Genomic DNA, 19,555 nt, shown 5'->3' with positions numbered 1-19,555 from the left:
CTGGCTATGGTCCGGCCATGACGGCACCGATGACGGCACCGATGACGGCACAGGAGATGGAAACGGCCTTGCGGCGGGCAGGCGTGCGGATCACGCGGCCGCGCAGGATCATTCTTGCGATCCTGGCCGGCCATGACGATCACCCCGATGCACAGGCGATCTACCGCCGCGCGGTGCGCAAGGATGCGTCCATCTCGTTGTCCACCGTGTATCGCACGATGAAACTGCTGGAGGATCATGGCGCGATCCAGCGCCACACCTTCCAGGGCGGGCCGTCGCGCTACGAGAACGCGCCGCAGGCGCATCACGACCACCTGATCGATGTCGATACGGGCGAAGTGGTCGAGTTCATTTCGGAACGCATCGAGGCGTTGCAGGAAGAGGTGGCGCGGCGTCTGGGCTACGAAATCGTCGATCACCGGCTGGAAATCTACGGGCGCAAGATCGCGCGGGACAAGCGGCGGGCGTGAACCCTTGCGGGAAGGGCTTCCCGTGAATATATCAATATTGATAAATGTATTGTCGTGACGAGGAGATCGCCATGAGCGGCCCCACACTTTTCACCTGTGCGTCCTGCGGGCGGAAGAACCGAGCGCCGGAAGGCAAGCCGCTGGAGGCAGCGCGCTGCGGGGTCTGCAAGACGCCGCTTTTCGCCGACCATCCGGCGGATGTCGATGAAGCCACGTTCAAGCGCATTGCCGGGGGCGACGACCTGCCGGTGGTGGTGGATGTCTGGGCGCCCTGGTGCGGTCCCTGCCGGACCATGGCGCCGGCATTCGCACAGGCTGCCGAGACGATGAAGGGACGCATGCGCTTCATCAAGGTCAATGCAGATACGGCGCCAGGCCTGATGCAGGCCTATGGCATCCAGGGCATTCCCACGATGCTGATGTTCAAGGGCGGTACGCTGGTCAACCGCGTGTCTGGCGCCTTGCCGGCCGGCCAGATCGTTTCCTGGGCCAGCCAGGGCGCGTGACAGCGGTCTGGCGTCGCGTTCAGGTGCCGGCCACGTCCGGGCATCCATAGAGCGACGCATTTTCGTGGGCACGGCCGGCGTGCTCGAATTCCAGCGTCGAGTGGCGCACACCGAAACGGTCGGCGAGAAGCGCCTTGATGCGGGCCTTCACCGCCTCCTGCGCCTCCCAACCGCCTGCTGTCAGCACGACATGGGCATCAAAGGAAGGCTGTTGTTCCTGCATCTGCCAGAAGTGGACATGGTGAAGGCTCGCCACGCCGTCCACTTCCCTGATCGCGGCGATGACCTTCCTGCCGTCGAGCCCGTCGGGGCTGCCCAGCATCAGGGTGCGGACCGGACCGCCGATCTCGCTGAACGCGAGCCAAAGGATATAGGCGGCGATGGCGATGGTGATGAGCGGGTCGACGATGCGCCAGTCATAGAGAAGGATCAGCGTTCCGCCGACGATCACCGCAACGGAGGCAAGCGCATCGGACAGGTTGTGCAGGAAAAGGGCGCGGATATTCACGCTTCCCTTTTGCATGGACCAGGTCAGGAACGCTGTGAGCGCATCCACCGCCAGCGCCACGCCTGCGACGATGACCACAGTCCATCCGGCGACGGCGGGTGGGTCGATCAGGCGCATGGCGCCCTCATAGACCAGGTAGAGGCCGACCAGGATGAGTGTGGTATAGTTGATCAGCGCGGCGACGATCTCGATCCGGCCATAGCCGTAGGTCATGGCTTCGTCAGGCGGACGGCGGGCGATGCGGCGCGCGGCATAGGCGATGGCAAGCGATGCCATGTCGGAGAGATTGTGCAGGGCGTCGGCGATCAGGGCGAGACTGCCCGACATGATGCCGCCCGCGATCTGGGCCAGCGTCAGCAGCCCGTTGGCCCAGATGGCGACCAGAACGCGCCGGTCGCCGCTGTCGGGGTCCATGTGGACATGGCCGGGGCCATGCGTGTGGCCGTGATAATGGTCGTGGCCCATACCAAACCTTCGCATCCGTTGCCGGCGCCGGGGATTCGCCGCCTCCTGATCACCTAACCCCTCCAGCCGCTGGAGGTTCAAGCGAAATCTGCCCGTACCTGCCGGCTGCGCCCTGAGCATTCGCGCCATACCGGCGCGAAACCGGCATCCGCTTTCGCTGGAATTGCTGATCCCCTTGCCGCAATTCCGGACGCGAAACCGGTGTCCACTTTCGCTGGAATTGCTTCAGATCCCGCCAAACCCTGCGCGGGCGGACCAGTAGTCCCAGGCGCGGGCCTGCGGCATGTCACCCATCAGCATGGCGGCGGCCTTTTCGATCTCGCCTTGCGCCAGGTATTTGGGCTGGCCGAGCGGCAGCGTCTTCAGGATCAGTTCGGCATTGTCGCGCATGTAGATGGAGACCATGCAGATGCCCTTCAGGTTAGGCGCGGCGCAGACCGCGCCATGACCGCGCAGTAGGGCCGCGGCATTGCCGCCCAGCGTGCGGGCGAGCGAGTGACCCATGTCGAGCGTGTCGACCAGCATGTTGGTGTCGCCAAATTCGGCCTGGCTGTCCCAGACCGGTATTTCGGACCCTGCCACCGATGCCATGTGAAACACCGGTTTCAACGGCACACCGGTCAGCGAGAAGGGGATGACCGCCGGGGCATGATGGTGGGACACGGCATTGATCTGCGGACGGGCGCGATAGATCGCGGCGTGGATGAACCGCTCCGCATAGGGGCGGCGCGGGTCGTCGGAAAGCAGCGTGCCGTCGAGATCGAATTCCATGATGTCGTCGCGGGTCACGATTTCCGGGCTGCGCGAGCGCGACAGGAAAAACCGCTCCGGGTTGACGGGACTGCGCACACTGACGTGACCGAAGCCATCGATGATGTTCTCGCGCGCCAGGATGCGGTTGGCGATCACGAGATCGCGGATCGCGTTTTCTGTCAGGTCCTTGTCGCTCATTTCGTCTCTCCCTCTGCTTGTCTTGTCGTTCGGTTCAGGCCGGCAGCGACATCAGGATGACGCCACCGGTGGCCAGAATGGTGGCGATGACGATGGCGCGGCCGGGCATCGGCTCGGTCTTGAAAACGGCCACCGCCAGGAAGGCGGCGATGTAGACCTCGACGGAATTGATGAAGGCGACGCGCCCGACACCGGTCAGTTTCAGCGCCGCGAACTGGGACAGTTGACCGGCGGCCATCAGCACCGCGGCAAGCAATTGCCAGGGATTGGGCGTCCTGAGCGCCCCGGCCAGGGCGATGCGGTAACGGGTGCTGAACACGGCTGCGCCGGCATAGAAGGCGATGGCCGTCAGCGAGCCGACAAAGGCGCCGAAGAAGGCATCGGGCACGGCTTCAAGCCCGAACTTGCGTGCCACGAAGCTGAGCGCGTAGAGCAGCGCGGAGGCAATGCCATAGACGAGGCCCCGGGAGATCATCGCACGGCGTGCCGGATCGTCACTGGAAATGCGGATGCGCGCGCTGTTTTCCCGGTAAAGCAGGTAGAAACTGGCGGCGATCAGTGCCATGCCGACGGCAGCGACGCCGGAAACCCGCTCGCCGAGAACCAGGCCGGCGACGATCACCGACATGAAGGGCATGAGGCGGCGGGTCGTGGATGCGCGAATGACGCCGGCCAGTTCGATGGAGCGGAACATGGTGATGCGGCCCCAGACGGTGGCCAGAAGACCGGAGGCGACAAACCAGCCGATTGCCACGCCAGCGCCATGCCAGCCATTGAGGTGGAACTGGCCGTTGCCGGTTGCCAGCCAGCCCAGCCCGGCGAACAGGCCGGTCGCCATCGCTGACAACAGGACGCCGGTCTCGCCGCTGCTGGTGCGCGCGCCCTTGGCAATGGCGACGCTGGACAGCGCAAAGGCGAAGGCCGCGGCAAGAGCCAGAAGTTCACCGGTCACGCGGGCCTGCCAGGAGTGTTGTCATCATCCGGTTCCCGAGAGGCGGGGCGGTTGTGGCATTCCTCTCCCCTTAGAAAGCTAAGGAAAAGCCCTATAGCGGGAAACGGGCACACTGTCGAGCAATACGCATGTGCATGAACGGCAATTGACAATTCCGATTCGCGCCCTTTATCCTGAAACAGTTAGCAATCTAATGATTGCCGATGTGGGAGGATATCATGAAAAAAATGCTGGCTGGCGCCCTTGCAGGTGCCGCGATCACGGTGCTTGCCATGGCTGGTGGAGCGCAAGCGCAAACCTATAACCTGACCCTTTGCGGCGCGAGCCCGGGCGGATTGTGGAGCCTGCTGGGCGCAGGCGTTGACGCTGCCGTCAAGAAGGCCTTTCCCGGCTCGACCGTGACCTATCAGACATCCGGCGGGGGGCTTGCCAATGTCGCGCTGCTCGATCAGGGCAAATGCGACCTTGCCATCATCCATGACGCCGAGGCCAAGCTTGCCATCGGCGGCAAACCGCCCTTCCAGGGGCCGATCGACAGCATGGCGACAGTGGCCCAGCTCTATACCTGGGCGCCGATGCAGGCCATCGTGAATGCCGACTACGCCAAGGAACACAATCTCGCCACGCTGGAAGACATTGCCGAACAGAAGCTGCCGATCCGCATCGCGCTCAACAAGCGCGGCAATATCGTCAGTTCGGTCGGCGAATCCATGCTCAATGCCATCGGCGCCAGCCCGGACGAGATCAAGTCATGGGGTGGCGACGTGCAGTTCGCCGCTTCCGGCGAGCAGGGCGACCTGATGCGCGACCGCCGTATCGACATGATCCTCAACTCGCTGTTCGTCAATCACAGCTCGATCCGCGAACTGGCCTCGTCCATCGACGTCAAGCTGCTGCCGGTGACCCAGGAGACGGCGGACAAGGTGATCGAGGAATGGGACATCAAGCCGTTCACGATCAAGAACGAATCCTATGACTGGACCGACAGCGACGTGCTGACCGTGACCGTCTCGGCGCAGCTCTTCGTGCGGGCCGATGCCGACGAAACCATGGTTCATGACATCACCAAGGCGCTTGTCGACAACGCGGACCAGCTCAACGGGGTTCACAAGGCGATGGCGCCGCTGGATGTGGCATTGATGGCCGGCGCCAAGACCGTGCCCTACCATCCGGCCGCCAGGAAGGTGTACGAAGACGCGGGCCACTGAGCCAGCGATCTTGACTGCCGGCGCGCTGCGGCCTGACGGACGCACGCGCCGGCGCGTTTCCTTTTTCCTGAGCCAGGGAACGGCCTGAAAGCCCATGTTCAAACTGTTCTTCGACACCGGGGCGCGGCGCTCGCCGGCCGGCCTCACCGGTCATGTAGTCAAGGCATTCGCCGCGGGAACCGCGGTGTGGACCGTCTATGCGGCGGCCTTCTCGCGCGCAGACGCGCTGTCCCTCATCATGACCTTCCTGTCGCTGATGCTGGTGCTGACCTTCGTGCTGATCGGTGCCACGGCCAATGCCGACCGCCAGCGCATTCCGCTCGCCGACTGGGCCATGGCGGCGCTCTCGGCGGCCTGCGGCATCTATTTCGTGTCGCAGGCCGACATGATCGCCCAGCGCATCACGCTGCTCGATCCGTTGTCCACCTATGATGTCACCTTCGCGTCCCTCATCCTGGTGCTCACCATCGAGGCGATGCGGCGCACGGTTGGCGTCGGGCTGACCGTGATCGTTCTGATCTTCCTGGCCTACAACCTGTTCGGCGACCGGCTCGGCGGTACGCTTGGGCATGGCGAGATCTCGTACACGCATTTTCTTGACATCATCATCTTCACCACCGACGGCCTGTTCGGGGTTCCGTTGCGGGTGGCGGCGACCTATGCCTTTCTCTTCGTGCTGTTCGGGACCACGCTTTCCTATGCCGGCGGCTCGGTCTTCTTCTACAATCTGGCCGCCTATCTCACGGGCAAGTCGCCCGGGGGTCCGGCCAAGATCGCGGTCATCTCTTCGGGCCTCTACGGCACGATTTCGGGAAGTCCGACCTCGGATGTCGTCACAACCGGCTCGATCACCATTCCGATGATGAAGAAGATGGGCTACCGTCCGACCTTCGCCGGAGCGGTGGAAGTGGCCGCCTCGACAGGCGGCAGCCTGCTGCCGCCGGTGATGGGCGCGGCCGCTTTCATCATGTCGGAATATACCGGCATCGACTATGTCGACATTGCCTTCGCGGCGCTGATCCCGGCCTTGCTCTACTATGTCCCGATCTATTTGCAGGTCCACCTCAGGGCGCGACGCAACGGGCTGGCCGGTGTCGACCGGTCCGAGATTCCGACGCTGGCCATCACCATGCGCGAAGGCGGGCTGTTCATCGTTCCGCTCGTTGTCATCACCTGGGCGCTGGTGGAGGGCTATACGCCCACCTATGCGGCGGTCTACGGCGTGACGGCCGTGCTTCTGGTTTCGCTGTTGCGGCAGAAGACGCGGCTGACGCCGAAGAAGATCTACGACATCCTGGCCGAAACGAGCCTGCGCACCGTGCCGGTGGCGGGCGCCTGCGCCGCGGCCGGACTGGTCATCGGCGGCATCACGATGACGGGGCTTGCGTCGAAATTCAGCGCGCTGGTCTTCCTGCTTTCGGGCGCCGACCTGTTTTCCTCGCTGCTGATCGCCGCCCTGCTGACGACGCTGCTCGGCATGGGCATGCCCACCCCCAGCGCCTATATCCTGGCGGCGGTGCTGATCTCGCCTGTCATGCGTTCGCTTGGCATCGAGGACCTGCAGGGCCATCTCTTCCTGCTCTATTTCGCCGTCATGTCCGCGCTTACGCCGCCGGTGGCGGTGGCTGCCTATGCCGCCAGCGCGATCGCCGACGAGAATCCGCTGAAGATTGCCGCGCAGTCGGTCAAGATCGCCATCGGCGCTTTCCTGATCCCGTTCTGCTTCGTCTACAATCCGGCGCTTCTGCTTCAGGGCAGCCCCTGGGAAATCGTCTACACGACAGTCAGTGCGATTGCCGGCCTGGTCATGGTCGCCATTGCCGTGGAGGGGTACTGGAAGCGGGCCCTGCCGGGGCTGGTGCGCCTGGCTTTCCTGGCGGCGGGCCTGCTGTTCCTGGCGGGCGGCTACCTGATGGCCGGCGTCGCACTGGCGCTGGTTGCCGGCGGGGCGGCTTTCGCCCGGGCCACGGCGCCGGCGGTCGCTGCCGCGCCGAAGCCGAAGGCCGGCGAATGAGGGGCGGGATTGCAGACTCGCCCCGAGCCGGTTAAGGGCCGGCGGAGAAGGGGTTTCACGCCATGGACGATTCGCACGGCGGACAGCAGCCGCCGCCAGCCGGTGATGCAGAGCTGACGTTCGAGGAGAGCGTCGGCTACCAGATCCGCCAGACACAGCGACTCGTCCAGAAATATCTGCAACTGAAGATCGAGCCCTATGGCGTGACGCCGGGCATGTGGTATTTCCTGCGTGCCCTCTGGCACCGCGACGGCATGACCCAGCGCGAACTGTCACTCGTCGTCGGCACGATGGAGCCGACCACGCTGACCGCCATCAAGTCGATGGAGCGGCGCGGGCTTGTGCGCAGGGTCAAGAATGCCGATGACCGGCGCAAGATCAACATCTATCTGACCCGGCGCGGGCACGCGCTGCGGCGCGAATTGATGCCGCTGGCGCGCGAGGTGGTGGACCATTCCGTCGAAGGGTTTTCGGAAGCCGACAGGGCTGCCTTCCTGACCTATCTGAAGGCGGTGCAGGACAATCTGCTTACCCGCATGGACAGCGAGACCGGCCCGCAGGACGACTGACGGGCGTCAGCCGTTTGCCATGGTTCCGGCCAGGTTCGCCAGAAAGGCCTGCACGGTCATCACTTCGCGCAGCGGCAATGCCGCCTGCCGGTCGTCGAGGCTGGAGACATGGCTCAGGCCTTCGCCGTCCCACAGCCACCAATAGGCGACATTGCCCTGGCGGTCGCGCACCGGCATGCGGAATGTGGGAAACGCGCGGCATGATGGTGGAACGGCGGCCGTGGCGACACGCCTTCCGGCGATGCGGCCCTGTTCCAGCGCCGCACCCAGTGGCAGCATGGCGGTGAATGCGCCCTCCATTCCGGCCAGCCGCGCGACATTGTCCGGCCGTGCGGCATGAAGACCGGGCAAGGCACGCACGACTTCCGGATAGGAGGCGTGATTGTGCGTGACCTGGACATAGGCCAGCCCGGCACCGGATTCGATTTCGACGATGTCGCCCGGTTGCAGTTTCATGGCGGATTCCCTGTCTTCAGTGTGCTCAAAGGCTGTAGGATTCCAGCGTGGCGGGATGGAAGAGTTCCTCCACAGCCACCTTGCGCGGCGACAGGCCCTGGGCATGATGATAGGCGAGGAAGGTTTCCAGCACGTGGCGGTTTCCGTCCAGCCCGTAGGTCCAGATGTCCGGTCCCATCAGGGCGCGGGCGCGGGCGAGATTGTCCTCAACGAACGGCATGGTCACCTTGGTGGCAGACGTGTCGGCGAGGGCTTCCTGGGCCAGCCGCCTGGCCTGGGTGAAGGCCTTCAGCAATGCGCCCGGCAGCCAGGGGTGGGCGTCGGCCAGCGTGCGGCGCAGGCCCAGCACATGCATGATGGGGAAGATGTGCGTCTTGCGGAAATAGGTCTCGGCCTCTGCGACCGTGTCGGTGAAAAGCCGGCCGATCGCCGGATGGCCCTCATCGAAGCAGCGCGGGGCGCGTGGGCCGACGAAGCCGTCGATCTCGCCGTCGACGAGCATCGCGTTCAACGTCGCGCCGTCCGGCGCCTCGGTCATGGTGATGCCGTCGGGGATGGTGACCTTGATCTTTTCGGGCCGGCCCGGCGTGTTCATGCCGCCGCGCACCCAATGGATGTCCGAAGGGCTGACGCCGTATTCGTCCTCAAGGATGCCGCGGAACCAGACATTGGCCGACAACTGGTATTCGGCGATGCCGATGCGCCGGCCGCGCAGATCCGCCGGCGTCTCGATGCCGCGGTCCTTGCGCACGTAAATGGAGGTGTGGCGGAACGCACGCGACAGGAAGACCGGGATTGCCACGTAATGCGGTTCGCCGCGCGCCACCGAGATGGAGTAGGACGAGATCGACAGTTCCGAGACGTCGAAAGCATGATGGCGGAAGGCGCGGAAGAACATTTCCTCCGGCGACAGCGCCATGCATACGGGGTCGACGCCATCGATCTTCACCCGGCCATCGAAAATGGCCCGCGTGCGGTCATAGTCGCCCATGGCGATGGACAGTTTCAGGTCGCTCATCTCGCTGACGTCTCCGCTTCGATCTGATGTTGCAGGCGCACCGGCTGGCCCGATCGCGCCGAGGCCAGAATGGCATGGCAGACCTCAAGGCTTGCCAGTCCCCATGCGCCGGTTTGTGCTGGCAGGGCATTGCCGCGCACGGCGTCCACCATGGCATCCACGACCTCGCGGCGGGGATGGGTGAGCGGCGGCGCGGCCACGAATTCGCGCTGCATGTCGCCGTTCACTTCAATGCCATCAGGCGTCAGGCGCAGGTCGGCGCGGTCGCAGGAGACGATGACGGGGCCGAAATGCTCGTGGTGCGCGGCCTGTGCCGGCATGTCGCCCGAGCCATAGGTGCGGGTGGATTTCAGCCGGGCTTCCTCGTCCGGGGACGTGATGCCGGCCAGTTTCCGCCGCGCTGCGCCATAGGTGGCCGGATCCTTTGCGTTGCCGAGTTCGCCGGTCCAGCCCATCCATTCATCGCTGTCGAAATGGGCATAGCCCGAATAGGTCAGCGATGCGAACGCGCCACCCGCAAAGCTGAGCAGCGCGCTGTAGGCGCCTTCCGTGGGGCGTTGCGCGTCCCACTTGCCGGTATGGGCATACACGGTCTCGCCGCGGCCGCCGGCCAGAAGACGGACGATGTCGATCTGGTGAATGGCCTGGGAGAACAGAACGCCGCCGCCCCTGGCGGTATCCAGTTCCTCCGGGCGGCGCGGGCGGTAAAGAAAATCGGTGTAGTTCAGAGCATGGATCATGCGGACGTCCCCGAATTCGCCGCTTTCGATCAGCCGCCGGGCCGTTACGACCGGCGCATCGAAACTGTGACTCGGACCGACGATCAGGTGCACGCCGGCATCCCGGCAGGCCTTCACCATGGCGTGGGCATCGTCCATCGCGATTGCCATGGGCTTGTCGACAATGACATGCTTGCCGGCGCGTGCGGCCGCGACCACATGGGCACAATGCATCTCATGGGGGGTGGCGACATAGACGATTTCGACCGACGGATCGGCACAGAGCGCGTCGACATCCACATAGGTCCGGCCGCCGAATTCGGCCTCGAAGGCGGCGCGGGATTCAGCGCGCGGCGCGCAGGCGGCCGCAAGACGCACGCGCGGATCGTTGCGGAATGCGGGCAGCATCAGGACGAAGCCACGCCCCAGCCCGATGACGCCGACGCCGACGGATCGTGCTTCAGAGGTCGAGGACAAGCTTTCCGCCCTTCGAGCGCGAGACGCAGATCATGATCGTGTCGTCCTTCTCTTCCTCCATAAGCACCATGTCGCGGTGATCGGCGTCGCCGGCAATCATCCGCGTCTTGCAGGTGCCGCAGGTGCCGCTTTCGCAGGAACTGACGGTGGGAAAACCCGCATCGCGCAGGGCTTCGAGGATCGAGCGATCGGCAGGCACGGTGATCGTTTGTCCGGTTTTTGCCAGTTCCACCTCGAAGGCCGTATCATCGGCGCGCACCACCTCGACAGGCTTGAAATCCTCGAAATTGACCCGGCCTTCCGGCCAATGGCCGGAGACCGCCTTGATCTCCTCCATCAACGGTTTCGGTCCGCAGCAATAGACATGCATGGCCTGGGGTTCGGCGAAATGATCCCAGAAATCATAGAGCCGGGCCGGGTCGCCATCATCGTGATGGACAAGCAGCCTGCTGCCGAAAGCATCCCGCATCTCGTCGAGATAGGCCGTCTCTCCAGCCGAACGCGTGCAATAGATGATGTTGAAAGGCTTGCCGTTTTCGGAAAGCCTGCGTGCCATGGCATAGATCGGCGTCACGCCGATACCGCCAGCGATCAGCAGGTATTTCGGGGCATCCTTGAGCGCGAATTCGTTCTCCGGCGGCTCAACGGCGAGGACCGTGCCTTCGACGGCCTCATCGTGCATGGATTGCGATCCGCCACGCGATTCCGGCTCGCGCTTGACCGCGATGACATAGGAGTGCGGCTCGTCATCCGGGTGGACCAGCGAATAGCGGCGCATGGCGCCAGAAGGCGTTTCCACCGTCACATGGGCACCGGGCTCACAGGCGGGCAACGCGCCGCCATCGACCGGAACAAGGGTGAATTCCATGATGGAGGGGGTGAGCATGCGGCGGCTTTCCACCGTCATGCGGATGGCTTGGGCATTTTCGCTCATTGGTCTTTCAAGTCCTCCCACGAGCTACTTAGAAAGCTAACTATTGGCTGTCAATGGCTGGACGGAGCGGGGTTGGCGTTGTAAATTCCTTAGAAAGCTAACCACAATGCATGCAGGGAGGAACCATGCTGACGCCGGAAGAAAACGACATCCTGACACGCACCGGCCCGGCGACGCCGATGGGCAAGCTGATGCGCCAGCACTGGACGCCGGTCTGCCTCATCGAGGAGGTGGCGGAGCGCGACGGAACGCCGTTGCTCGTCGAGGTGCTGGGCGAACGTTATGTGGCGTTTCGCGACAGCAATGGCGAGCTTGGCCTGCTGGATGAATTGTGCCCGCACCGCCGTGCCTCGCTGGTTCTGGGCCGCAACGAGGAATGCGGATTGCGCTGCCTCTACCACGGCTGGAAGTTCGATGTGAAAGGCAATGTCCTGGCCATGTCGTCCGAGCCGGAAGGCAGCCCGCTGATGGACAAGGTCAAGCACCGCGCCTATCCGGTGAAGGAATGGGGCGGGTTCGTCTGGGCGTGGCTGGGCAATCCGGAGGCCGTGCCGGAATTCGATCCGCCGGCCTTCGCGCCAACGGAAGACACGCCGGTCTCGATCCTCAAGATCCGCATCCCCTGCAACTGGGCGCAGATCCACGAGGGCCAGATCGATAGCGCGCATTCCTCCAGCCTTCACTCCTCCGACATGGTCCCGGCACGGGTGGAGCGGGCGTCGGCGGATGACAAGTCATGGTACCGCCCGTCGACCGACAAGTCGCCGCGCATGCAGACGCAGACGACAAGCTACGGCTTTCACTACGCCGCCATCCGCAAGCCGATCAAGAACGCTGCCACGCACAATTATCTGCGGATCACCGAGTTCGTCGCGCCCTATTATTCGCTGATCCCGCCGAACAACATGTACAACGTGGCCTCGGTGATCGTGCCCATCGACGACGTGACGACCGCCTTCCACTTCATCGCCTGGGGAACGGACGAGGTGCCCTCGACGGAGGAGTGGCGCAAGTTCGCCCATGCGCGCAAGGGCATCGACCTGAACGATCGCTGGGAGCCGGTTCGCACGAAGGAAAACAATTTCCTGCAGGACCGGCAGGCCATGAAGCTGGGCAATTTCACCGGTATCAAGGGCATTCCCAACCAGGATATCGCCATGTGGGTGACGCAGGGGCCGATCGCCGACAGGTCTGTCGACATTCTCGGCGCGTCCGACCTTGCCATTGTCGAGTTCCGCCGCCTGATGGTGGATGCGGCCCGCAAGGTGGCCGAGGGGGGAACCGCCATCGGCACGGAGGAGCCGCGCGTGCGCCAGGCCACCATCGCCTCACGCGAAGGCGTCTATCCCAAGGAGGTCGACTGGCGGACACTGGGAGAGGCCGGGGACACGCTGGCCGCCGAGTAGACAGAACCGTTCGCCGGTCCTGCCGGGGCAAACGGGACAGGCAGGGCAGACCGGGTCCGCCGGGCGGGCCCGGTCGTTTTCCACGGGTCAGTCCGCGAGCGGGTTGAGGGCCGGAACCGCTCCGTAGCCGCGCTCCTCTCCGGCAAAGGAAGCGCCGGGCGCCGGGAAGCTGACAGGGCCGTTGGGGCTGTCCACCGTGATCCGGCGCAGATGGGGGTGGGCCGACAGGCCACCCATGTCATTGACCGAAGCGAGGGCGATATTCGCCTTCGTCAGCCGGTCGATGGCGTCGGCGGCATCGTAGCGGGCAAAGGCCGCGGCCACGATGCCATCGGTCTGCGGCCGGTTGTTCACGCGGGCGACATTGGTGGCGAAACGCGGGTCCGTGACCAGGCTTTCGTCGCCGATAAAATCGCGGCACAGCACCACCCATTCGCGGTCGCTCTGGATGGAGATGAGGATCGGTGCGCCGGATTTCGGCTGGAAGACGCCATAGGGCGAGATGGAGGGATGGGCGAGACCGATGCGCTGCGGCGGCTTGCCGCCCTCATGGTTGAGCAGGGGCACGGTCAGCCAATCGGCCATGACGTCGAACATGGAAACATTGATCTCGGAACCTTCGCCGGTGATGGAGCGGCGGATCAACGCTTCGAGAATGGCCGCATGGGCGGTGGCGCCGGTGGCGATATCGACGACGGAAACGCCGACGCGGGCGGGTTCGGAGGGGCCGCCGGTAATCGAGCAAAGCCCCGATTCGGCCTGAATGAGCAGGTCATAGGCCTTGCGGTTGGCCATCGGACCGTCCTCGCCATAGCCGCTGATGGAGCAGGTGACGAGGCGCGGATAGTCCTTGCGCAGGCGTGCCAGGTCAAAACCCAGCTTTGCCAGTGCGCCGGGCTTGAGGTTCTGGATCAGCACATCGGCCCTGGCGATGAGCGCTTCGAGATCACGCTTGCCCTTTTCCGCCGTCAGGTCCAGCGTCACGCTTTCCTTGCCCCGGTTGAGCCAGACGAAATAGCTCGACTGGCCCTTCGCCACGTCATCGTAACCGCGGGCGAAATCGCCTTCCGGCCGCTCGATCTTGATCACATGGGCGCCGGCATCCGCCAGCCGGGATGAGGCGAAGGGGGCCGCCACCGCCTGTTCGATGGCGAGAACTTCCAGGCCTTCCAGCGGCAGCATCAGAACGACCTCGGCATTCCGAGAACGTGCTCGGCGACGTAGGACAGGATCAGGTTGGTGGAGATGGGCGCCACCTGGTAGAGCCGGGTTTCGCGGAACTTGCGCTCGACATCGTATTCGGTGGCGAAGCCGAAGCCGCCGTGGAACTGGAGACAGGCATTGGCCGCCTCCCAGCTTGCCTTGGCAGCCAGGTATTTTGCCATGTTGGCCTCCGCGCCACAGGGTTTGCCGGCATCGTAGAGCGCACAGGCCTTCCAGCGCATCAGGTTGGCCGCCTCGACCTCGATGAAGGCCTCGGCGATGGGAAACTGGACGCCCTGGTTGCGGCCGATGGGACGCCCGAAAACCTCGCGCTCGCAGACATAGGCCGTCACCTTGTCGGTGAACCAGTAGCCGTCGCCGATGCATTCGGCGGCGATCAGCACGCGCTCGGCATTCAGCCCGGTCAGGATGTACCTGAAGCCCCTGCCTTCCTCGCCGATCAGGTTCTCTTCCGGGATTTCCAGATTGTCGAAGAAAAGCTCGTTGGTCTCGTGGTTGACCATGTTGGCGATGGGCTTGACCTCCATGCCGTTCTTCATGGCTTCCTTGATGTCGACCAGGAAAATGGACAGGCCATCGGATTTCTTTGCCACCTCGGAAAGCGGCGTCGTGCGGGCCAGAAGGATCATGTAGTCGGAATGCTGCACCCGGCTGATCCAGACCTTCTGGCCGTTGACGACATAGCGGTCGCCCTTCTTCACGGCGGTGGTCTTGAGCCGGGTCGTGTCGGTGCCGGTCGTCGGCTCGGTGACGCCCATCGATTGCAGGCGCAGTTCACCGGTGGCCAGCTTCGGCAGGATGCGGCTTCGCTGTTCCTCCGAGCCGTGACGCACCAGCGTGTTCATGTTGTACATCTGGCCATGGCAGGCGCCGGAATTGCCGCCGGCGCGGTTGATTTCCTCCATGATGACGGACGCTTCCGCCAGGCCGAGGCCGGAGCCGCCATAGGCTTCCGGGATCAGCGCCGCCATCCAGCCTTCGCGGGTAAGGGCATCGACAAAGGCCTCCGGATAGCCACGTTCCTCGTCGACCTTGCGGTGGTATTCCGGCGGAAAATGCGCGCAGACCGCGCGCACGCCTTCGCGGATGTCACTGTAGTCGTCGTCAAGAAAGTTCATGGTCTGGCACTCCGGATTTTCCTCCGGCCTGCCTAGCGCGATCGCCATGGATCTTGCAATCGCATGTTCTGCCTGTCCGCCGTGCCGGCGCCGGTTGACGGCGGCTGGCGGCGGATCACTTCGCCGCCACCTCCTGCACGGGGGACGGTCCGGCGAGATAATCGCGCAGCGCGGCTTCCTCGTCAGATCCCGGCTTGAGGCCAGGCAGCCTGTCGCCCTGAAGCGGGTCGGGCGCGATCCAGCCGGGCTCGACGCCGGTCATGTCCGGCAATTCGTGAGCGATGCCCTTGTGGCAGTCGATGCAGGTGGCCTGGCCCGACAGGAGATAGTCGGTGTGGATTTCGGCTGCGCGCGGTGCCTGGCGGGACAGGTCCATGGCGGCTTCCGAATGGCAGTTGCGGCATTCCAGGCTGTCATTGGCCTTCAGTCGCGCCCATTCGTGCTTGGCCAGTTCCAGCCGCTTGTCGAGAAATTTCTGCCGTGTGCTGATAGTGCCGAAAATCTTGCCCCAGACCTCCTTGGAGGCCTGCATCTTGCGTGCGATCTTGTCGGTCCATTCATGCGGCACATGGCAATCCGGGCAGGAGGCCCGCACCCCGGACCTGTTGGAGAAATGCACCGTGCGCGTCATTTCCTGGAAGACATTGTTTTCCATCTCGTGGCAGGAAATGCAGAAGGCTTCCGTATTGGTCACTTCCAGCGCGGTGTTGAACGCGCCCCAGAAGATGACGCCGCCCAGAAAACCGCCCAATGTCAGGAAGCCGATGCCAAGCGTTCCGGCCGGCGTGGCGAGAATGGTCCAGATGCGTCGGAAAAAGCGGCGGAGCCAGGCCATCTATTCGCTCCCTCCAGCCATGCCCGTGCCGAGCTCGCTCATGTCGGTGAAGGTGTTCTCGACCAGCGGCGCCGTATCCGCCTGGGACACATGGCAGGCAGTGCAGAAATAGCGCCGTGGCGAGACATCCGCCAGCATCTGGCCTTCACGCGTCATGTAATGGGTGATCGAGATCATCGGTGCGCCCGAGCCTTCCGTTGCCTCACGGCGGTGGCAGGACAGGCAGCGGTTGGCATTGACGCTGAGCTGGTAGCCCTCGATCGAATGGGGAATGACCGGCGGCTGTTCCGGATATTGACGCATCATCCGCACATCGTCGGTGATGCGCCGCGGTATCGGTTCGGCCTCGACGGGCTCCATGGGCTGCGGCGGACCGGTCAGTTCCGGAGCCGCTCTCTGCACGGCTTCCCGGGCGACGACGCCACCGGCCGCGACCGTCGCGGCCAGCGCGGCGGCGATGAGGCGGATGCGCCTCAGGCGGAAACGATCTTGACTGCGCATTTCTTGTAATCCGTCTGTTTGGAGATCGGGTCTGTGGCATCCAGCGTCACCTTGTTGATGAGCTTGGAGGCATCGAACCAGGGCACGAAGACGACACCCCTCGGCATGCGGTTGCGCCCGCGCGTCTCGACGCGAAGCCGCACTTCGCCGCGCCGCGAGATCACGCGCACTTGCGATCCCTGGTTGAGCCCCCGGTCGCGCGCATCAGCGGCATTCATGAACAGCACGGCGCCGGGAACGGCCTTGTAGAGTTCGGGCACGCGCATGGTCATGGAACCGGAGTGCCAGTGTTCCAGCATGCGCCCTGTCACGAGCCAGAACTCATACTCTTCATCAGGGCTTTCGGCCGGCGGTTCGTAGGGCACCGCAAGAATGACCGCGCGGCCATCCGGCCGGCCGTAGAACTGGACGCCGGCGCCGGGAGCGACATAGGGATCGTAGCCTTCGCGGAAACGCCAGCGTGTCTCTTCGCCATTGACGACGGGCCAGCGCAATCCGCGCACTTCGTGATAGACATCATAGGGCGCCAGATCGTGCCCGTGGCCACGCCCGAAGGCGGCATATTCCTCGAACAGGCCCTTTTGCAGGTAGAAGCCGAAATGCTCTGCCTCGTCATTGGCATAGCCGGGATCGACATCGCTCGCGGGGAAGGCATTCACCTGGCCGTTCTCGTAGAGCACCTGGTAGATCGTCTTGCCCCGGTAGTCCGGATTGGCGTCGAGGATTTCTGCCGGCCAGACCTCGTCGGTGGTGAAGCGCCTTGAGAATTCGACGAGTTGCCAAAGGTCGGAGCGGGAGTCTCCCGGCGCATCGACGAGCTGGTGCCAGGCATGGGTGCGCCGCTCGGCATTGCCGTAGACGCCTTCCTTCTCCACCCACATGGCCGCGGGCAGGATGATGTCGGCCGCCAGCGCGGTGACGGTCGGATAGGCATCCGAAACCACGATCAGGTTGTCGGGGTTGCGATAGCCGGGATAGGTCTCGTTGGAGATGTTCGGCGCGGCCTGAAGATTGTTGTTGACCTGTATCCAGTAGAAATTGATTTCGCCATCCTTGAGCTTGCGATCCTGCTGGACGGCATGAAATCCGGATTTCGTGTTCAAAAGGCCATGCGGCAGTTTCCACAGTTCCTCCGCATGGGCCACATGTTCGGGATTGGTCACGACCATGTCTGCGGGCAGGCGGTGGGCGAAGGTGCCGACTTCGCGCGCGGTGCCGCAGGCCGACGGCTGGCCGGTCAGCGAGAAGGGCGAATTCCCCGGCTCCGAGATCTTGCCCGTCAGCAGATGCAGGTTGTAGGCCATCTGGTTGGCCCAGACGCCACGCACATGCTGGTTGAAACCCATCGTCCAGAGCGACATGACCTTGACGTCCGGATCGGCATAGAGTTCGGCGAGTTCCTCCAGGAAACCCGGTTCGACGCCCGAGAGTTCGGAAACATAGTCGAGCGTGTAGGCGGCCACATGCTCCTTGAATGCCTCGAAATCCGACGTCTCCATCAGGCCGGCATTGCCGGCGCCGGTTGCCGCGAGTTCGAGAGGGTGATCCTCGCGCAACCCGTAGCCGATGTCGGTGGCCCCTTTCATGAAGGTGGTGTGGTTGCGGACGAATTCCTCGTTCACCGCGCCTTTCTCGATGATGTAATTGGCAATGTAGTTCAGGATGGCGAGGTCGGTGCCCGGCTTGAAGACGATGGGAATGTCGGCCAGATCCATGGACCGGTGGGTGAATGTCGAAAGCACGGCGCATTTGACGCCCGGCGTGCCCAGCCTCCGGTCGGCAAGGCGCGTCCACAGGATCGGGTGCATCTCGGCCATGTTGGAGCCCCAGAGCACGAAGGCATCGGCGTGCTCGAAGTCGTCGTAACAGCCCATCGGCTCGTCGATCCCGAAGGAGCGCATGAAGGCAGTCGCGGCAGAGGCCATGCAGTGGCGCGCATTCGGTTCCAGATTGTTGGAGCGCAACCCGCCGCGCATGAGCTTTGAAGCGGCGTAGCCTTCCAGCACCGTCCATTGACCGGAGCCGAACATGCCGATGGCTTCCGGCCCTTTCTCGGCCAGCACGGACTTCACCTTTTCGGCCATCACGTCGAAGGCCTCGTCCCAGCTCACCGGCTCGAAGTCACCTTCCTTGTCGAAGACGCCGCCACGCTTGCGCATCAGCGGCGTTGTCAGCCGGTCGGCACCATACATGATCTTGGACAGGAAATAGCCCTTGACGCAGTTGAGGCCGCGATTGACCTCGTGCTGCATGTCGCCATGGGTGGCGACAACCTTGCCTTCCTTGACGCCGACCATGACGCCGCAGCCGGTGCCGCAGAACCGGCATGGCGCCTTGGACCACTTGATCTGGAGCGCGTCCACGCCGCCGCGCACGGGTTGGGCATGGGCGGGCAGGCTCACTCCCGCCGTCGCGGCCGCGACGGCCGCAGCCTGCGCCTTCAGGACGTTGCGCCTGTTCATCGTTTCGCTCATGGCCGCACCTCCTCCTTTTCGGAAAGTTCGAAGACCATGTTTGCCGCGACGACACCGTCCATGACGGATATGGCGTTCAGCCGGTCGCCAAGTTCGCCGGTGCTGTGGCCTTCAATGGTGATGATGATCCGGGTGTCCTCGGCGGCGTGGACCTCGACGCCCTGAACCGCCGGGAGTGCCGCGAGCACGGCCTGCCTGCTTTCGGGCGCCACCGACACAACCGCGCTGGACACATGGTAGGAACGCTTGTCAGGCATGGGCGGCCTCTCTCTTGCGCGTGGTGATGGCACCGGCCGGGCAGGGCGCGATGCAGGCGCCGCAGCCCGTGCAGGCCTGGGCGGCGAGCAGGGGCTGGAAGGGCCGGCCGAGGCGCGGCAGGAAACGGATCGCCTCTTGCGGACAGGCATCGCGGCAGGTCATGCAGGCAATGCCGGCATGCACGAAACAGGCATCCGAAATGGCCGCCACATGCGCCATGACACGGCTTCCGGTGAAGACCGGCTCCGGACAGGCATCTTCACAAGAGCTGCAAAAGGTGCATTCGCCGCCGCTGAAATCGACCGCGACCTTGCCGTTCGCCAATGTCAGGATGCATTCCGGGCAGGCGGCCATGCAGGCTTCGCAGCCCGTACAGGCGTCAAGGGTTGCGGAGGTCACGCCCGGAGGGCGCGGCCGTTCCTGCTCCGGCCGGCCGGCTGTCAGCAATTGCCTGCGATTGAGTTGTCCGGCCGATCCTCCCATGGCCGCGCC

The 19,555-nt window shown here is 64.2% G+C and carries 20 protein-coding genes; 6 read left to right on the top strand and 14 right to left on the bottom strand.

The genetic code is table 11. The annotated features are described in order from the left end of the window. The first annotated feature begins 29 nt into the window (after positions 1–29). The gene (locus R3D65_RS05140) at positions 30–470 is read left to right on the top strand and encodes a Fur family transcriptional regulator (RefSeq protein ID WP_371274158.1); all 441 of its coding nucleotides are present in this window, start codon (positions 30–32) and stop codon (positions 468–470) included. Between the two features lie 71 nt (positions 471–541). Then, a complete protein-coding gene (trxC, locus tag R3D65_RS05135; RefSeq protein ID WP_371274157.1) occupies positions 542–976 on the top strand; it encodes a thioredoxin TrxC in 435 nt (144 codons plus the stop codon). Between the two features lie 19 nt (positions 977–995). Here the strand turns inward: trxC and R3D65_RS05130 are convergent, their stop codons facing one another. The 3 genes from R3D65_RS05130 to R3D65_RS05120 form a co-directional block, all read right to left on the bottom strand. Next, entirely contained in the window at positions 996–1,949 is a 954-nt protein-coding gene (locus tag R3D65_RS05130) for a cation diffusion facilitator family transporter (RefSeq protein ID WP_371274155.1), read from the bottom strand. Between the two features lie 225 nt (positions 1,950–2,174). Further along, positions 2,175–2,900, bottom strand: a complete 726-nt coding sequence (locus R3D65_RS05125) for a class II aldolase/adducin family protein (RefSeq protein ID WP_371274154.1) — start codon at positions 2,898–2,900, stop codon at positions 2,175–2,177. A 34-nt stretch (positions 2,901–2,934) separates the two neighbouring features. Then, entirely contained in the window at positions 2,935–3,852 is a 918-nt protein-coding gene (locus tag R3D65_RS05120) for an EamA family transporter (protein WP_371274153.1), read from the bottom strand. A gap of 218 nt (positions 3,853–4,070) precedes the next feature. On the opposite strand from R3D65_RS05120, the gene R3D65_RS05115 reads away from it, so the two are divergent. From R3D65_RS05115 to R3D65_RS05105, 3 genes are all read left to right on the top strand, one after another. Then, a complete protein-coding gene (locus R3D65_RS05115; protein WP_371274152.1) occupies positions 4,071–5,060 on the top strand; it encodes a TAXI family TRAP transporter solute-binding subunit in 990 nt (329 codons plus the stop codon). Between the two features lie 94 nt (positions 5,061–5,154). Then, positions 5,155–7,074 (top strand): TRAP transporter permease, encoded by a 1,920-nt coding sequence (locus R3D65_RS05110; protein WP_371274151.1) that lies wholly within the window; start codon positions 5,155–5,157, stop codon positions 7,072–7,074. 62 nt (positions 7,075–7,136) lie between these two features. After that, a complete protein-coding gene (locus R3D65_RS05105) occupies positions 7,137–7,643 on the top strand; it encodes a MarR family winged helix-turn-helix transcriptional regulator (RefSeq protein WP_371274150.1) in 507 nt (168 codons plus the stop codon). A gap of 6 nt (positions 7,644–7,649) precedes the next feature. Here R3D65_RS05105 and R3D65_RS05100 read toward each other — a convergent pair whose 3' ends face one another. Genes R3D65_RS05100 through R3D65_RS05085 form a run of 4 tightly spaced genes read right to left on the bottom strand, consistent with a single transcriptional unit; the run spans position 7,650 to position 11,247 of the window. Continuing rightward, on the bottom strand, positions 7,650–8,099 hold the full coding sequence (locus R3D65_RS05100) for a hypothetical protein (RefSeq protein WP_371274149.1): 450 nt from the start codon (positions 8,097–8,099) through the stop codon (positions 7,650–7,652). 25 nt (positions 8,100–8,124) lie between these two features. After that, on the bottom strand, positions 8,125–9,117 hold the full coding sequence (locus R3D65_RS05095) for an ABC transporter substrate-binding protein (RefSeq protein WP_371274148.1): 993 nt from the start codon (positions 9,115–9,117) through the stop codon (positions 8,125–8,127). Next, on the bottom strand, positions 9,114–10,313 hold the full coding sequence (locus R3D65_RS05090) for a Gfo/Idh/MocA family oxidoreductase (RefSeq protein WP_371274147.1): 1,200 nt from the start codon (positions 10,311–10,313) through the stop codon (positions 9,114–9,116). Before R3D65_RS05090 ends, R3D65_RS05095 begins: the two co-directional genes overlap by 4 nt. After that, entirely contained in the window at positions 10,297–11,247 is a 951-nt protein-coding gene (locus tag R3D65_RS05085) for a 2Fe-2S iron-sulfur cluster-binding protein (protein ID WP_371274146.1), read from the bottom strand. The genes R3D65_RS05090 and R3D65_RS05085 overlap by 17 nt, the downstream gene beginning before the upstream one ends. 125 nt (positions 11,248–11,372) lie before the next feature. Between R3D65_RS05085 and R3D65_RS05080 the strand changes: the two genes are divergently transcribed. Next, entirely contained in the window at positions 11,373–12,653 is a 1,281-nt protein-coding gene (locus R3D65_RS05080; protein ID WP_371274145.1) for a Rieske 2Fe-2S domain-containing protein, read from the top strand. A gap of 87 nt (positions 12,654–12,740) precedes the next feature. Here R3D65_RS05080 and R3D65_RS05075 read toward each other — a convergent pair whose 3' ends face one another. From R3D65_RS05075 to R3D65_RS05045, 7 genes are all read right to left on the bottom strand, one after another. Next, positions 12,741–13,835 carry a CaiB/BaiF CoA transferase family protein gene (locus R3D65_RS05075; RefSeq protein ID WP_371274144.1) on the bottom strand — a complete coding sequence of 365 codons (1,095 nt, stop codon included), beginning with the start codon at positions 13,833–13,835 and terminating at the stop codon, positions 12,741–12,743. Next, the gene (locus R3D65_RS05070) at positions 13,835–14,995 is read right to left on the bottom strand and encodes an acyl-CoA dehydrogenase family protein (RefSeq protein WP_371274143.1); all 1,161 of its coding nucleotides are present in this window, start codon (positions 14,993–14,995) and stop codon (positions 13,835–13,837) included. Before R3D65_RS05070 ends, R3D65_RS05075 begins: the two co-directional genes overlap by 1 nt. 115 nt (positions 14,996–15,110) lie before the next feature. Then, positions 15,111–15,830 carry a cytochrome c3 family protein gene (locus R3D65_RS05065; RefSeq protein ID WP_371274142.1) on the bottom strand — a complete coding sequence of 240 codons (720 nt, stop codon included), beginning with the start codon at positions 15,828–15,830 and terminating at the stop codon, positions 15,111–15,113. Then, positions 15,831–16,331, bottom strand: a complete 501-nt coding sequence (locus R3D65_RS05060) for a nitrate reductase cytochrome c-type subunit (RefSeq protein WP_371274141.1) — start codon at positions 16,329–16,331, stop codon at positions 15,831–15,833. Then, complete coding sequence (napA, locus tag R3D65_RS05055) at positions 16,304–18,805, bottom strand: periplasmic nitrate reductase subunit alpha (protein ID WP_371274140.1); 2,502 nt, start codon at positions 18,803–18,805, stop codon at positions 16,304–16,306. Before napA ends, R3D65_RS05060 begins: the two co-directional genes overlap by 28 nt. Continuing rightward, the gene (locus R3D65_RS05050) at positions 18,802–19,062 is read right to left on the bottom strand and encodes a chaperone NapD (protein ID WP_371274139.1); all 261 of its coding nucleotides are present in this window, start codon (positions 19,060–19,062) and stop codon (positions 18,802–18,804) included. The genes napA and R3D65_RS05050 overlap by 4 nt, the downstream gene beginning before the upstream one ends. Then, complete coding sequence (locus R3D65_RS05045; RefSeq protein ID WP_371274138.1) at positions 19,055–19,546, bottom strand: ferredoxin-type protein NapF; 492 nt, start codon at positions 19,544–19,546, stop codon at positions 19,055–19,057. The genes R3D65_RS05050 and R3D65_RS05045 overlap by 8 nt, the downstream gene beginning before the upstream one ends. Between the last annotated feature and the right edge of the window lie 9 nt (positions 19,547–19,555).

This window comes from Zhengella sp. (assembly GCF_041397485.1).
In the GTDB taxonomy this organism is placed as follows: Bacteria; Pseudomonadota; Alphaproteobacteria; order Rhizobiales; family Rhizobiaceae; genus Zhengella.
This window is presented reverse-complemented; position numbering and strand designations above follow the sequence as displayed.

Coding starts and splice junctions, on each gene's coding strand:
- R3D65_RS05115 (WP_371274152.1), top strand. CDS start 4,071: ATGAAAAAAATGCTGGCTGGCGCCCTTGCAGGTGCCGCGATCACGGTG.
- R3D65_RS05110 (WP_371274151.1), top strand. CDS start 5,155: ATGTTCAAACTGTTCTTCGACACCGGGGCGCGGCGCTCGCCGGCCGGC.
- R3D65_RS05075 (WP_371274144.1), bottom strand. CDS start 13,835: ATGCTGCCGCTGGAAGGCCTGGAAGTTCTCGCCATCGAACAGGCGGTG.
- R3D65_RS05100 (WP_371274149.1), bottom strand. CDS start 8,099: ATGAAACTGCAACCGGGCGACATCGTCGAAATCGAATCCGGTGCCGGG.
- R3D65_RS05070 (WP_371274143.1), bottom strand. CDS start 14,995: ATGAACTTTCTTGACGACGACTACAGTGACATCCGCGAAGGCGTGCGC.
- R3D65_RS05050 (WP_371274139.1), bottom strand. CDS start 19,062: ATGCCTGACAAGCGTTCCTACCATGTGTCCAGCGCGGTTGTGTCGGTG.
- R3D65_RS05085 (WP_371274146.1), bottom strand. CDS start 11,247: ATGAGCGAAAATGCCCAAGCCATCCGCATGACGGTGGAAAGCCGCCGC.
- R3D65_RS05105 (WP_371274150.1), top strand. CDS start 7,137: ATGGACGATTCGCACGGCGGACAGCAGCCGCCGCCAGCCGGTGATGCA.
- R3D65_RS05130 (WP_371274155.1), bottom strand. CDS start 1,949: ATGGGCCACGACCATTATCACGGCCACACGCATGGCCCCGGCCATGTC.
- R3D65_RS05125 (WP_371274154.1), bottom strand. CDS start 2,900: ATGAGCGACAAGGACCTGACAGAAAACGCGATCCGCGATCTCGTGATC.
- R3D65_RS05060 (WP_371274141.1), bottom strand. CDS start 16,331: ATGCGCAGTCAAGATCGTTTCCGCCTGAGGCGCATCCGCCTCATCGCC.
- R3D65_RS05080 (WP_371274145.1), top strand. CDS start 11,373: ATGCTGACGCCGGAAGAAAACGACATCCTGACACGCACCGGCCCGGCG.
- trxC (WP_371274157.1), top strand. CDS start 542: ATGAGCGGCCCCACACTTTTCACCTGTGCGTCCTGCGGGCGGAAGAAC.
- napA (WP_371274140.1), bottom strand. CDS start 18,805: ATGAGCGAAACGATGAACAGGCGCAACGTCCTGAAGGCGCAGGCTGCG.
- R3D65_RS05045 (WP_371274138.1), bottom strand. CDS start 19,546: ATGGGAGGATCGGCCGGACAACTCAATCGCAGGCAATTGCTGACAGCC.
- R3D65_RS05095 (WP_371274148.1), bottom strand. CDS start 9,117: ATGAGCGACCTGAAACTGTCCATCGCCATGGGCGACTATGACCGCACG.
- R3D65_RS05140 (WP_371274158.1), top strand. CDS start 30: ATGACGGCACCGATGACGGCACAGGAGATGGAAACGGCCTTGCGGCGG.
- R3D65_RS05065 (WP_371274142.1), bottom strand. CDS start 15,830: ATGGCCTGGCTCCGCCGCTTTTTCCGACGCATCTGGACCATTCTCGCC.